The sequence below is a fragment of the Vibrio cholerae ATCC 14035 genome, from assembly GCF_000621645.1.
Taxonomy (GTDB): Bacteria; Pseudomonadota; Gammaproteobacteria; order Enterobacterales; family Vibrionaceae; genus Vibrio; species Vibrio cholerae.
Genome location: NZ_JHXR01000011.1, coordinates 93,776 through 106,839, shown reverse-complemented (window position 1 = coordinate 106,839; position 13,064 = coordinate 93,776). Strand labels below are relative to the sequence as shown.

General features: G+C 48.7%; 14 protein-coding genes. 6 read left to right on the top strand and 8 right to left on the bottom strand.

Annotation, left to right across the window (positions count from 1 at the left end; all coding sequences use genetic code 11):
* The first annotated feature begins 301 nt into the window (after positions 1–301).
* Complete coding sequence (locus T411_RS0108255) at positions 302–841, top strand: PadR family transcriptional regulator (protein WP_000056565.1); 540 nt, start codon at positions 302–304, stop codon at positions 839–841.
* 115 nt (positions 842–956) lie between these two features.
* Here the strand turns inward: T411_RS0108255 and cysE are convergent, their stop codons facing one another.
* The 5 genes from cysE to epmA form a co-directional block, all read right to left on the bottom strand.
* Positions 957–1,778 carry a serine O-acetyltransferase gene (gene cysE / locus T411_RS0108250; protein WP_000806519.1) on the bottom strand — a complete coding sequence of 274 codons (822 nt, stop codon included), beginning with the start codon at positions 1,776–1,778 and terminating at the stop codon, positions 957–959.
* A 72-nt stretch (positions 1,779–1,850) separates the two neighbouring features.
* Positions 1,851–2,885, bottom strand: coding sequence for an NAD(P)H-dependent glycerol-3-phosphate dehydrogenase (gene gpsA / locus T411_RS0108245; protein ID WP_000005325.1), 1,035 nt, complete (start codon positions 2,883–2,885; stop codon positions 1,851–1,853).
* 189 nt (positions 2,886–3,074) lie between these two features.
* Positions 3,075–3,539, bottom strand: a complete 465-nt coding sequence (secB, locus tag T411_RS0108240; RefSeq protein WP_000796512.1) for a protein-export chaperone SecB — start codon at positions 3,537–3,539, stop codon at positions 3,075–3,077.
* Positions 3,540–3,705: 166 nt separating this feature from the next.
* Complete coding sequence (locus T411_RS0108235; protein ID WP_001158897.1) at positions 3,706–4,140, bottom strand: rhodanese-like domain-containing protein; 435 nt, start codon at positions 4,138–4,140, stop codon at positions 3,706–3,708.
* A gap of 129 nt (positions 4,141–4,269) precedes the next feature.
* Positions 4,270–5,244 (bottom strand): elongation factor P--(R)-beta-lysine ligase, encoded by a 975-nt coding sequence (epmA, locus tag T411_RS0108230; protein WP_000185039.1) that lies wholly within the window; start codon positions 5,242–5,244, stop codon positions 4,270–4,272.
* A 303-nt stretch (positions 5,245–5,547) separates the two neighbouring features.
* On the opposite strand from epmA, the gene frdA reads away from it, so the two are divergent.
* From frdA to frdD, 4 genes are read left to right on the top strand one after another with little or no spacing between them, the layout of a single operon-like run.
* The gene (frdA, locus tag T411_RS0108225; protein WP_001166592.1) at positions 5,548–7,356 is read left to right on the top strand and encodes a fumarate reductase (quinol) flavoprotein subunit; all 1,809 of its coding nucleotides are present in this window, start codon (positions 5,548–5,550) and stop codon (positions 7,354–7,356) included.
* The gene (locus T411_RS0108220) at positions 7,356–8,114 is read left to right on the top strand and encodes a succinate dehydrogenase/fumarate reductase iron-sulfur subunit (RefSeq protein WP_001276017.1); all 759 of its coding nucleotides are present in this window, start codon (positions 7,356–7,358) and stop codon (positions 8,112–8,114) included. Before frdA ends, T411_RS0108220 begins: the two co-directional genes overlap by 1 nt.
* A gap of 2 nt (positions 8,115–8,116) precedes the next feature.
* Positions 8,117–8,500: a fumarate reductase subunit FrdC gene (gene frdC / locus T411_RS0108215; protein WP_000071094.1), complete on the top strand. Its 384-nt coding sequence runs from the start codon at positions 8,117–8,119 to the stop codon at positions 8,498–8,500.
* A 10-nt stretch (positions 8,501–8,510) separates the two neighbouring features.
* Positions 8,511–8,873 (top strand): fumarate reductase subunit FrdD, encoded by a 363-nt coding sequence (frdD, locus tag T411_RS0108210; protein ID WP_000611152.1) that lies wholly within the window; start codon positions 8,511–8,513, stop codon positions 8,871–8,873.
* Between the two features lie 113 nt (positions 8,874–8,986).
* Here frdD and efp read toward each other — a convergent pair whose 3' ends face one another.
* Positions 8,987–9,553, bottom strand: coding sequence for an elongation factor P (gene efp, locus T411_RS0108205; RefSeq protein ID WP_000246893.1), 567 nt, complete (start codon positions 9,551–9,553; stop codon positions 8,987–8,989).
* A 32-nt stretch (positions 9,554–9,585) separates the two neighbouring features.
* Between efp and epmB the strand changes: the two genes are divergently transcribed.
* Complete coding sequence (epmB, locus tag T411_RS0108200) at positions 9,586–10,608, top strand: EF-P beta-lysylation protein EpmB (protein WP_001120173.1); 1,023 nt, start codon at positions 9,586–9,588, stop codon at positions 10,606–10,608.
* 36 nt (positions 10,609–10,644) lie between these two features.
* Here the strand turns inward: epmB and T411_RS0108195 are convergent, their stop codons facing one another.
* Positions 10,645–11,205, bottom strand: a complete 561-nt coding sequence (locus tag T411_RS0108195; protein WP_001039513.1) for a VC2662 family protein — start codon at positions 11,203–11,205, stop codon at positions 10,645–10,647.
* A gap of 210 nt (positions 11,206–11,415) precedes the next feature.
* Entirely contained in the window at positions 11,416–13,050 is a 1,635-nt protein-coding gene (gene groL / locus T411_RS0108190) for a chaperonin GroEL (protein ID WP_000729135.1), read from the bottom strand.
* Between the last annotated feature and the right edge of the window lie 14 nt (positions 13,051–13,064).

Here is a 13,064-nt window from a genome sequence, read left to right as displayed (position 1 = left end):
TTTACATTTTTGCATTATTTAGAATAATGTCAGTTTTTCGACTAATCAGCATATTTGTATTCCACTTTATGCTTATTATTTAGATATACTACGTTCCCTCTGTGATAAGTAATGTAAAGCAATCTCACAGTTAAAGTATGCAAAGACATACGCCACTCTAGGTGATAACCGGCTTTATAAGGTGACATAAGCAGCCGAATTTTGCGCTGCAGGTATTTAAATGCGTTGATATGCGTGCCATTAGAAGCACAACAACCGTTTAGATAGAAGTTTATGTTGACTTAATTTTTGGATTGAAGACATGTCATTACCACACGTTATCCTTACTGTTCTTAGCACACGCGATGCAACCGGGTACGATATAACCAAAGAGTTTTCTGCTAGCATTGGCTACTTCTGGAAAGCCAGCCATCAGCAGGTATATCGTGAACTCAATAAAATGGGGGAACAGGGTTTAGTGACTTGTGTTCTGGAACCACAGGAAGGCAAACCAGATCGCAAGGTTTATTCTATAACCCAAGCTGGCCGCAGCGCTTTAGGTGAGTGGTTTGATCAACCAACCGCACACCCAACCGTGCGTGATGAGTTTAGTGCGAAATTGATGGCTTGTTCAGTACAATCGGCAGAACCTTACCGTCTGCAACTGGCTGAACTGGTTGAAGAATCGCGTAAATTGGTCGCTCACTATCAGGAAATCGAAGCCGCTTATTACGCTAACCCAGCCGTGTTAGACAAGCAGCAACGTTTAGAGCGTTTAACGCTACGTCGTAATTTACTGGTTCGCCAAGCATGGATTCAATGGGCGGACGAAGTGTTGGCAGAATTGAACGCGATGGCATAAGCCAAGCCAAACCTGTCGATGTAAAAAAGGATGATGTCACCATCATCCTTTTTATTTTTTGCTCAAGCGCGGAATGAGTACTTAAATACCGTGAGAGCAGAGATAGAGAGAGCCTCTAGATACCATCACCGCCGATAAACGTCTGCGAACGACCATTAAACTGCTGATCCATATCCAAAGAAGGCTTATCCGATTGTGGCCGCCCCACAATACGAGCAGGTACTCCAGCGACTGTGGTATGGGGCGGTACAGCTTGCAACACGACCGATCCCGAGCCAATTTTCGCCCCTTCTCCAACTTCGATGTTGCCTAATATTTTCGCGCCCGCACCAATCATCACCCCTTCCCGAATTTTCGGGTGGCGATCGCCGCACTCTTTACCGGTACCGCCAAGCGTAACGTCCTGCAAGATCGATACATCATCTTCTACCACGGCGGTTTCACCAATCACGATCCCCGTCGCGTGATCGAGCATGATGCCGCGACCAATACGCGCTGCAGGGTGAATATCCACCTGACACGCCACTGATATCTGATTTTGGAAATAGGTCGCGAGCGCCTTACGCCCTTGTCGCCATAACCAGTTAGCCACCCGATAGCCTTGTAAAGCGTGATAACCTTTTAGGTAAAGTAGCGGCATTGAGTACATCGACACTGCCGGATCGCGGTTGACTGTCGCGCAAATATCACACGCCGCCGCTTCTGAGATACTCGGATCGGCAGCAAACGCTTCTTCAATCACTTCTCGTACTGCCATCGCAGGCATGGAGGCAGTGTTCAAACGGTTGGCCAGAATATAGCTCAAGGCCGCTTTTAAACTGTCATGCTTAATAATGGTGGCATGGTAAAAACTGGCGAGCATCGGCTCTTGCTCGGCTTGCTCGCGAGCTTCAGCGACAATGGTTTGCCAAACCTTGGTGTGGGCGCACTGTTTCATTACTTACTCAGTCCTAATCAAGATAGGGCAAGCTATACCCTATCGATTCAATTCCATCTCTTGCGCTGCGGATTAACGCTCCATCTTCTTATCTCGTGCCAGCAAATCCTGAGCGGCGAGTCGCGCATCTTTTCCTTGATACAATACTTGGTAAATTTGTTCAACTATCGGCATCTCAACGCCCATGCGTTTCGCTAACATCCACACTTCTTTGGTGTTGCGATACCCTTCAACCACTTGGCCGATATCGGTTTGCGCGGTATCCACATCTTTACCTTGACCTAGTGCCAAACCAAAACGGCGGTTACGCGATTGGTTGTCAGTACAAGTCAGCACTAAATCACCTAATCCTGCCATACCCATAAAAGTTTCCGGCTGCGCGCCTAAAGCGGCGCCTAAGCGGCTCATTTCAGCCAAGCCACGAGTGATAAGAGCGGTTCGCGCATTCGCGCCAAAGCCAATACCATCAGACATCCCCGCACCAATCGCAATCACGTTTTTTACCGCGCCGCCAAGCTGCATACCGATAAAGTCACTGTTGGCGTACACTCGGAAAGTTTTGCTGCAGTGAATTTTCTCTTGCAGGTCACGTACAAATTGCGCATCCGGCGAAGCCACTGAAATCGCGGTTGGCATCCCCATCGCCAGCTCTTTGGCAAAAGTAGGACCAGAAAGCACCGCAAGGGGGTAGCTATCACCAAGTACATCATGGGCGACATCTTGGAGTAGCCGTCCAGTCTCAGGCTCTAGCCCCTTGGTTGCCCAACAAATGCGGCTATCCGCACGCAGGTGTGGCTGCAAACTTTTCAACACGATACCAAACACATGGCTAGGCACTACCACCAGCAGATCACGGCTCGCTTGCACCGCTTTTTGCAAGTCAGTTTCCACAATCAGAGTGTCAGGAAAAGCAATTCCGGGCAAAAATTCATGGTTAGCGCGGTCAGCGTCAAGGCGCGCCATATGCTCTGCATCATGTCCCCACAGGACGATATTCGCGCCATTGCGCGCCAAAGAGATCGCCAGTGAGGTACCGTAGGAGCCCGCACCTATCACGGTCATTTCAACAGGTTTTCCGTAGCTATTGTGGTTCTGTGTTTCGCTCATTGTTCCGCCTATCGATAACGAAGTTGTGCTCTATTCTATACCCAAACATAGGCTATTGCAGTCTGCACCTTCTTCGCCAAGGCTGCCTTAGATAAAGAGTGCAAAAACCAATACTCGAGTGATAAACAAAAAATGCACATCGCGGTGGCGCTGTGCATTTTATTCTTACTGAAAACTCAATCGCGCGAATTATGCGTTCGCCGTTGCGCCTTCTTGAGCTTGCTGTTGCAGGTAGTTCATGAACAGCGCGTCAAAGTTAACTGGAGCAAGGTTCAGTTGTGGGAAAGTACCTTTCACCACTAGGCTTGAAATGGTTTCACGTGCGTATGGGAACAGGATGTTCGGGCAGAAAGCACCCAAGCAATGGGCCAATTGGCCTGCTTCCATCTGCTCTGCACTGAAGATACCCGCTTGTTGTACTTCACACAGGAATGCGGTCTCTTCTGCGTTTTTCACAGTCACTGTCAGGCGCAGTACCACTTCGTAAACGCCTTGGCCCAGTTCACGGCTTTGCGTGTCGAGATCCAGTTTGACATCTGGGTTCCACTCTTTTTGGAACATCACTGGTGAGCTTGGCGCTTCAAAAGAGACATCTTTTAGATAGATACGTTGGATAGCAAACTGTTGTTGTGGGGCTTGTGCTGCTTCAGCCATGATTTCATCCTTAATTCAGATAATTCGGTTCAAAGGTCAATGTGTCCTGAGACTAACTGAGAGTGTGTGCGATCACTAGGTGGGCAAGCCATTACGTGGTAGATATCACAACTCTGAGCGTCAAGCGCTGATCTTTTCACCAGCGCCGACGGGGTGCTCTAAGGATTTAGCGTTTACCGCGTACCAAAGGCAGGTTAGCTTCATTCCAAGCAATCAAGCCATTTTTAAGAAGATTGACCTTCTCAAAACCGGCTTTGGTCAGTAAATCTGCACTTTCACGTGCGGTTTGACCTGTTTTGCATACCACAATAATGGGGTTCGATTTATGGCTTTCAAGGCCAGCCAAGTTACCCGCCTTGATGTCTGACGGCAAAATGTGAATTGCGTCGGTAATGTGGCCTTGTTTGAATTCATCTTTACTACGGATGTCGACCACGATGCCGTTTTCACGGTTAATCAACAGAGTGGCTTGGGTGGCCGTAACTTCTTGATAAGCCGCGGTGGCCGATTTGTAGATGCTGGCGATTAACGCGACCAAAATACCGATCCAAGCCAGTGAAAGGATCATATTTTGCTGAAAAAACTCAATGTACTCTTGCATATCCTGTGCTCTTGCAATGGGGATTCAAATCAGACAAGGAGTATAACGAGGTTGGCAGCATGACGCGAGCGCTTACCTCGTTAAAACTGGGTCTGAACAGGGTGAATATGTTGCAAACTGAGAATCCGATCAGGCTCGAGGAAATGGAAATGCGGTGACCTTATCAATATGATCCTCGCCAAGCGCCAACATAATCAGACGATCAATACCCAAAGCCACCCCAGCACATTCTGGCAAACCGGCCTCCAGCGCCGCAATCAGATGGTAATCAATCGGTTGCTCTGTCAGTCCCATCTCTAAACGCTTGGCATTATCCGCTTTAAAACGGGCTAACTGCTCGGCAGGGTTATCCAATTCATGGAAGCCGTTCGCGAGCTCAATCCCTTTAAAATAGACTTCGAAGCGATCAGCCACGCGCGGATCCGCCGGATTAATTTTGGCCAGCGCCGCTTGTGAAGCCGGAAAATCATACACAAATGCTGGTGTGATTTGGCCAATTTTAGGCTCAATGCCAATGCTAAACAGCAGTTGTAATAAGGTGTCACGATCCTCTTCAGGCTCTGCGATATCACTTAAACCCAGCGTTGCAGCCACTTGCTTTAACTCACGCATCTCCTCTTCGAGTGGGCAAACGCCAAGCACATTCAAAAACGCTTCTTGGTAAGTCATTCGCTCGGCACTGCCGCAACGCAGCACCAATTGCAATAAGGCATCCATTTCATCCATCAAGGCATGGTGATCAAAACCAATCCGATACCATTCCAACATGGTGAATTCTGGATTGTGGTAACGGCCATTTTCTTCGTTACGAAAAGCTTTACCCAGCTGGTAAATACAACCACTGCCCGCGGCCAACAAACGCTTCATATGAAATTCAGGGCTAGTCATCAGATGCAGCGCGCTGCCTTTGGCATAACCCGGCCCGACAAATTCCGTTTTAAACGTGTGCAGATGGATGTCCGTCACCGTGGCGTGGCTCATGGCTGGCGTTTCGACTTCCAGCACATTGCGCTCAGCAAAAAATTCACGAATCTGACGCAACAAGGTCGCGCGTTGTTTTAATTGGCTTATTGATGCGGTCGGCATCCAATCGGAATTAGTCATGGGTGGCTCATCACAAGAAACAGAGATAACGAATTGTACTCTTTCAGAACAAAAAGCCAAACTCAATTGTGACACCAGTCACATATAGGGCAAATAGTATGCTTAAGTTTGCAATACCGAAGCAAAAGCCCAACAGAATCAATTTTTCATTCTTCAAGCTCTCCTACACTACCCCTACCACTTAATGGGTGGTCAGGTGTTGAGTCAGTGAGTTCCATCTCAGTAACTTCCAAATCAATGCTTTGAAAACTCTAGGTACTGAAACGAACTCAGTCCATAAAATAATCACACTGGAGGATAACTGTGCAAATTCTCACCACAGATATCGCAGTCATCGGCGCTGGTGGCGCTGGTCTTCGTACTGCTATTGCAGCGGCAGAAGCAAACCCTCATTTAGAAGTTGCTCTGATTTCTAAAGTTTATCCAATGCGTTCTCACACAGTCGCAGCCGAGGGTGGCTCCGCAGCAGTTATCAAGGATGAAGATAGTCTAGATAACCACTTCAACGATACCGTTGGCGGTGGTGACTGGCTATGTGAACAGGATGTTGTTGAATACTTTGTTGCCAATGCAACCCGCGAAATGATCCAGATGGAACAATGGGGTTGTCCTTGGAGCCGTAAAGAGAATGGTGAAGTCAACGTACGTCGCTTCGGCGGCATGAAAGTTGAGCGCACATGGTTTGCTGCTGATAAAACCGGCTTCCACATGCTGCACACCCTGTTCCAAACTTCAATGAAGTACCCACAAATCAAGCGATTGGATGAGTACTTTGTGGTGGATTTGCTGGTTGATGAAGGTGAAATCCAAGGTTTGATTGCGATTCATATGTCGGAAGGCGAGCTGGTCACCATCAAAGCTAAGTCGGTTGTTCTAGCCACTGGCGGTGCGGGTCGCGTTTACCACTGCAACACTAACGGCGGCATAGTGACCGGTGATGGTATGGCGATGGCTTTCCGTCACGGTGTTCCTCTGCGTGATATGGAATTCGTTCAATACCACCCAACAGGCCTACCAGGTACTGGTATTCTGATGACCGAAGGTTGTCGTGGTGAAGGCGGTATTATCGTCAACAAACATGGCTACCGTTACCTGCAAGACTACGGTATGGGCCCTGAAACTCCAGTGGGTCAACCAAAGAACAAATACATGGAACTGGGTCCACGTGACAAAGTTTCCCAAGCTTTCTGGCATGAGCAGCAAAAAGGCAACACCATCAAACACCCACTGGGTGATGTGGTGCACCTAGACCTGCGCCACTTAGGTGAAGAATACCTGCAAGAACGTCTGCCATTTATCTGTGAACTGGCAAAAGCGTATGTCAACGTTGACCCAGCAAAAGAGCCGATTCCAATTCGTCCAACCGTGCACTACACCATGGGTGGTATCGAAACCAATGGCGAATGTGAAACCCGCATTAAAGGTCTGTTCGCCGTGGGTGAATGTGCGTCTGTTGGTCTGCATGGCGCGAACCGTTTAGGTTCTAACTCACTAGCGGAATTCGTAGTCTTTGGCCGCGTTGCTGGTGAAAAAGCGGTTGAGCGCGCTGCAGAGTTTAAAGGCTGGAATGAAAAAGCCATCGCCGCACAAGTCAAAGCGGTTGAAGATCGCATCGCAGCACTGATGCAGCAAGAAGGTGATGAAAACTGGGCAACCATCCGTACAGAAATGGGTCACACCATGGAAGCGGGTTGTGGTATCTACCGTCAGGAAGATCTGATGCAAGAAACCATCGACAAATTGGCCGAGTTGAAAGAGCGTTACAAGCGCATCAGCATCAAAGACAAAGGCAAAGTGTTCAACACTGACCTGCTATACGCGATTGAAGTAGGTTACGGTCTAGACGTGGCAGAAGCCATGGTTCACTCCGCTATTCTGCGTAAAGAATCGCGCGGCGCACACCAACGTCTTGATGAAGGTTGCACCGAGCGTGATGACGTGCAATTCCTCAAACACTCTTTGGCATTCTATCAAGAAGGTCAAACACCGAAGATCGATTACAGCCCAGTGAAAATCACCAAGTCGCAGCCAAAAGCGCGTCTGTACGGTGAAGCAGCCGAAAAAGCTGCCGCAGCTGAAGCGGCCGGAAAAAGCGTAGAGGAGCAAAAATAATGTCAGCACAACGTATTCAAAAAGTGGACATTCTGCGCTACGACCCAGCCAACGATGCAGAGCCACACATGCAACGCTTCGAAGTTCCGTTTGATGAAACTATGTCGGTACTGGATGCGATTGGCTATGTGAAAGATCACTTAGATAAAGATCTTTCTTACCGCTGGTCATGCCGTATGGCGATTTGTGGCTCTTGCGGCATCATGGTTAATGGCGTGCCAAAACTGGCATGTAAGAGCTTCTTACGTGATTACCCAGAAGGCGTAAAGATCGAGCCACTGGCCAACTTCCCCATCGAGAAAGACCTGATCGTGGATATGACGCCGTTCATCGAGCGTTTGGAAGCGATCAAACCATACATCATAGGTAACGATCGTAAGCCTGAAGACGGCACTAACCTGCAGACTCCAGAGCAAATGGCACGCTACAAGCAGTTTGCTGGTTGTATCAACTGTGGTTTGTGTTATGCAGCTTGTCCACAGTTTGGTCTAAACCCTGAGTTCTTAGGCCCTGCGGCACTCACTCTGGCGCACCGCTACAACCTCGATAGCCGTGACAACGGTAAAGCCGAGCGTATGAAGCTTATTAACGGTGATAATGGCGCTTGGGGTTGTACCTTCGTGGGTTACTGCTCTGAAGTGTGTCCAAAACACGTTGACCCAGCGGCAGCCGTAAACCAAGGCAAAGTGGAGTCCTCATTAGACTTCGTGATCGCGATGTTGAACCCAGATGGTTCACCGAAGAAAGTGGAGGCCTAAGGATGAGTAACCGTAAACCTTATGTTCGTGAAATGAAACGCACTTGGTGGAAGGATCATCCTTTCTACCGCTTCTACATGGTGCGTGAAGCGACGGTTCTGCCATTGATCCTGTTTACCCTGTTCCTCACCGTTGGTTTAGGTTCTCTGGTGAAAGGCCCTGAAGCATGGCAAACCTGGTTGGATTTTATGGCTAACCCACTCGTCATTGCGATCAACCTAGTGGCGCTGGCGGGAAGCTTATTCCATGCGCAAACCTTCTTTAGCATGATGCCACAAGTCGTGCCTATTCGTTTAGGCGGCAAACTGGTTGATAAAAAGATCATCGTGCTAGCACAGTGGGCGGCCGTGGCCTTTATCTCACTGATTGTTCTTATTGTGGTGTAAGGAGCTTATTGTGATTAATACCAACCCAAAACGTTCAGACGAACCCGTATGGTGGAGCCTGTTTGGTGCTGGTGGCACTTGGTTTGCCATGATCACCCCGATTACCGTTCTGGTACTGGGCATTCTTGCGCCACTGGGAGTAATTGATGCCGAAGCACTGAGCTATGAGCGAGTGTCTAGCTTTGCAACTAGCATCATTGGTGCACTGTTCATCATCGGCACTTTAGCTCTACCAATGTGGCATGCCATGCACCGTGTTCACCACGGGATGCATGATTTGAAATTCCACACCGGTGTGGCAGGGAAAATCGCTTGCTACGGCTTTGCAACCATCATCTCCGCACTGGCGGTCGTGTTTATCTTCATGATCTAACATGAAACATAAAAAAGCTGGCTGACAACAGGCCAGCTTTTTGATTGCAAGGCTAAAACTACACGCATAAAAAAACCAACCGCAAGGTTGGTTTTTTCTTGTGACCGCGGTGATTACTTCACACGGCCAACGTATTCTGCAGAGCGAGTGTCCACTTTGATCACTTCGCCAATCTGTACGAAGAGAGGTACACGAACGACAGCGCCGGTAGACAGAGTCGCTGGTTTGCCGCCAGTACCTTGAGTGTCACCTTTCACGCCTGGATCCGTTTCAGTCACCTCTAGCTCAACGAAGTTTGGTGGAGTGACCGCGATTGGGTTACCATTCCACAGCGTCAGCATACAAGTGTTGTTTTCTACCAACCATTTCGCATTCTCGCCAACCGCTTTTGCATCTGCAGCAAGCTGTTCGAAGGTGCTGTTGTTCATGAAGTGGTAGAATTCGCCATCGTTGTACAGGTAATCCAGATCGATATCGACAACATCAGCAACTTCCGCTGTGTCACCCGATTTAAAGGTTTTTTCCAGAACTTTACCAGTAAGCAGCTTACGGATTCTCACGCGGTTGAATGCCTGACCTTTACCTGGTTTTACATACTCGTTTTCGAGAATGACACAAGGCTCGTTATCAAGCATAATTTTGAGACCGCCTTTAAATTCATTCGTGCTAACAGTAGCCATTTTTTCCTCTTACTATCTTCGAGTTAAAATCAATGCCGCACATCATAACCCGAAAAGTCATTTCTGTTGAGCAAAACTGGTTGCAACAGCTGGCAAACGCGATCTCCGATCCTCTGCAATTATTGCAGCAACTTGAGATCGATCCTTCGCCATGGCAAGACGGATTTGAAGCGCGCAAACTGTTTGCGCAGCGGGTGCCGCAAAGTTTTGTCGATCGCATGCAAAAAGGCAATCCTGCCGATCCACTTTTACGGCAAGTTTTACCGTTGAGTGCTGAGTTTGAGATTCATCCCGGCTACTCACATGACCCACTGGATGAACAAAACAACACCGTGCCCGGCTTGCTGCACAAGTATAAAAATCGCTGCTTGTTGATCGTCAAAGGTGGTTGCGCCATCAACTGCCGTTATTGCTTTCGCCGTCATTTTCCCTATGAAGATAACAAAGGCGGCAAAAGCGCTTGGCAACAAAGCCTCGATTACATTGCGCAAAATCCACAGCTCAACGAAGTGATTTTCTCCGGCGGCGATCCTTTAATGGCCAAAGATCATGAAATTGCATGGCTGATGGAGCGTATCGCAGCAATTCCGCACATCAAACGGTTACGCATTCACTCGCGATTACCCGTGGTGATCCCCGCGCGCATCACCGATGAATTGGTTGAACTGTTCGCGCAAACCCGCTTGCAAGTACTGCTGGTGACACACATCAACCACGCCAATGAGATCAATCTTGAGCTTAAACAGCAGATGGCCCGTTTGCGAGCCGTCAATGTCACCTTACTCAATCAAGGTGTGTTGCTCAAAGGGGTCAATGACACGGTTGACGCACAAGTGTCGCTCAGCGAAACCTTGTTTGATGCAGGTATTCTGCCTTATTACTTGCATGTGTTGGATAAGGTGCAAGGCGCGGCGCATTTTTACGTCAGTGATGATAAAGCAAGGCAGATTATGGCAGGCTTAATTGAACAGGTGTCAGGCTATCTGGTACCGAAATTAACTCGAGAAATCGGTGGCAGGCCCAGCAAAACACCGCTTGATCTGCATCTTGAATAAAGAAAAAGCGTTGCCTCGGCAACGCTTTTTGCATCATTACTTCGCAAAGTTAATGATTGGGAAACACTTAAAGAAACCGTTGTCCGCACAGTTGATCAAACCAATCTGCACGCCTTCGATTTTTTCCGTTTTGTTGAATAGGCCAAACTGCACTGTTGAAGTGTTCGAGAAGTTGGCCGCACCTAAGTCAACGAGAGTGTTACCTTCTGAGTAGTTCACAAAGCTCAAGTTCGCGCCTTTCACATCATGAGTCAGGTTCACAAAACCTAGGTTCGCACCATAAGTATTACCCGTGTTCCAGTTCAAAAGACCCAGAGATGCACCCGTCATCTCTTGGTTCACTTTGCTTGCACCGAAGAATAAGCCAAAGTTCACACCTGTGGTTTTGTCAGTTTCAGACAGGCCAAGAATCGAGAAATCAACCCCTTTGACTTCATTCACTTTACCGTGCAGTGCCGACAAACGTACACCCGCAACTTGGTTCGCATCTGGCGTGTTGAAATTATCGATAGAAGAGAACATAACGGGTGTTGAAGCCAATGCGGCTGGTGCAGCCATCGCTGCAGTAAGCGCCATCAAAGCAAACGGCTTGTTCATAAAAATAACCTCCAATCAGGATGGATAAGGGGGAAAACTAGGCAACATTATCCATATCTTGCATAAGGTAATGTGAATATTGTGTCATTTTTCCGCGCAGTTTATGGTCATGTTCTTGGTCATGCTGACCTATCTTAACCATGCTTTAGCATAACCACGGCATAAAAAAACCGGAGCTTGGGCTCCGGCTTTTCCTGCTAAGGGGGATGATTACATCATGCCGCCCATGCCACCCATGCCCATGTCTGGCATTGCTGGTGCATCTTTCTTCGGCAGCTCAGTGATCATCGCTTCAGTGGTGATCATCAGACCCGCAACAGACGCTGCGAATTGCAGAGCAGAACGGGTTACTTTGGTTGGATCCAAAATACCCATTTCGATCATGTCATCGTACACGCCCGTTGCCGCGTTGTAACCGTAGTTACCTTCGCCTGCACGCACATTGTTGGCAACCACTGATTCTTCGTCACCCGCGTTTTTCACGATTTGACGCAGTGGCGCTTCCATCGCACGTAGTGCGACACGGATACCCACGTTTTGCTCTTCGTTGTCACCCACCAGAGAAGAGAGTTTAGAAGCTGCGCGGATCAGGGCTACACCACCACCCGCAACAACGCCTTCTTCTACCGCTGCGCGAGTCGCGTGCAGCGCGTCTTCTACGCGATCTTTCTTCTCTTTCATTTCCACTTCGGTTGCTGCGCCCACTTTGATTACTGCAACGCCGCCAGCCAGTTTTGCTACGCGCTCTTGCAGTTTCTCTTTGTCGTAGTCAGAAGTGGCTTCTTCGATTTGTTGACGGATCTGCGCAACACGACCTTGGATCGCGGCTTGATCGCCAGCACCATCGATGATGGTTGAGTTTTCTTTGGTGATAGAAACGCGTTTCGCTTGGCCTAGGTCTTCCAGAGTCGCTTTTTCCAGCTCCAGACCGATCTCTTCAGAGATCACAACACCGCCAGTCAAGATCGCGATATCTTGCAGCATCGCTTTACGACGATCGCCAAAGCCAGGAGCTTTAACCGCTGCCACTTTCACGATGCCGCGCATGTTGTTGACAACCAGAGTCGCCAGCGCTTCGCCTTCCACATCTTCAGCCACGATCAGCAGTGGACGAGAGGCTTTCGCTACGCCTTCCAGTACTGGCAGCAGTTCGCGGATGTTAGAGATTTTCTTATCCACCAGCAGGATGAATGGGTTATCCAGTTCTACACTGCCTGATTCTTGGTTGTTGATGAAGTACGGTGACAGGTAGCCACGGTCAAACTGCATACCTTCAACCACATCCAGCTCGTCTTGCAGCGCTTGGCCTTCTTCAACGGTGATCACGCCATCGCGACCCACTTTTTCCATCGCTTCAGCAATGATGTTGCCCACGCTAGAGTCTGAGTTAGCAGAGATGGTACCTACTTGGGCAATCGCTTTAGTATCGGCACAAGGTACAGACAGTGCTTTCAACTCTTCTACCGCAGCGATAACCGCTTTATCGATCCCGCGCTTCAGATCCATTGGGTTCATGCCCGCCGCGACCGCTTTTAGGCCTTCGTTCACAATCGCTTGAGCCAGTACGGTGGCTGTGGTTGTACCGTCACCCGCCGCGTCGTTGGCTTGAGAAGCGACTTCTTTGACCATTTGTGCGCCCATGTTCTGGAATTTGTCTTCCAGTTCAATTTCACGCGCAACTGATACACCATCTTTGGTAATGGTTGGTGCACCGAAAGATTTGTCGAGAACTACGTTACGGCCTTTAGGACCTAAGGTCACTTTTACCGCATCGGCCAGAATGTTTACGCCTTCTAGCATTTTTACACGAGCGTCATTACCAAAACGTACGTCTTTAGCAGCCATTTTTCATTTCCTTT

What these genes read in the sequence shown, in the direction of transcription:
- gpsA (WP_000005325.1), bottom strand. Translation starts at nt 2,885, where the DNA reads ATGAGCGAAACACAGAACCACAATAGCTACGGAAAACCTGTTGAAATG.
- efp (WP_000246893.1), bottom strand. Translation starts at nt 9,553, where the DNA reads ATGGCTACTGTTAGCACGAATGAATTTAAAGGCGGTCTCAAAATTATG.
- cysE (WP_000806519.1), bottom strand. Translation starts at nt 1,778, where the DNA reads ATGAAACAGTGCGCCCACACCAAGGTTTGGCAAACCATTGTCGCTGAA.
- epmB (WP_001120173.1), top strand. Translation starts at nt 9,586, where the DNA reads ATGCCGCACATCATAACCCGAAAAGTCATTTCTGTTGAGCAAAACTGG.
- T411_RS0108220 (WP_001276017.1), top strand. Translation starts at nt 7,356, where the DNA reads ATGTCAGCACAACGTATTCAAAAAGTGGACATTCTGCGCTACGACCCA.
- groL (WP_000729135.1), bottom strand. Translation starts at nt 13,050, where the DNA reads ATGGCTGCTAAAGACGTACGTTTTGGTAATGACGCTCGTGTAAAAATG.
- secB (WP_000796512.1), bottom strand. Translation starts at nt 3,539, where the DNA reads ATGGCTGAAGCAGCACAAGCCCCACAACAACAGTTTGCTATCCAACGT.
- T411_RS0108255 (WP_000056565.1), top strand. Translation starts at nt 302, where the DNA reads ATGTCATTACCACACGTTATCCTTACTGTTCTTAGCACACGCGATGCA.
- frdC (WP_000071094.1), top strand. Translation starts at nt 8,117, where the DNA reads ATGAGTAACCGTAAACCTTATGTTCGTGAAATGAAACGCACTTGGTGG.
- T411_RS0108235 (WP_001158897.1), bottom strand. Translation starts at nt 4,140, where the DNA reads ATGCAAGAGTACATTGAGTTTTTTCAGCAAAATATGATCCTTTCACTG.
- epmA (WP_000185039.1), bottom strand. Translation starts at nt 5,244, where the DNA reads ATGACTAATTCCGATTGGATGCCGACCGCATCAATAAGCCAATTAAAA.
- T411_RS0108195 (WP_001039513.1), bottom strand. Translation starts at nt 11,205, where the DNA reads ATGAACAAGCCGTTTGCTTTGATGGCGCTTACTGCAGCGATGGCTGCA.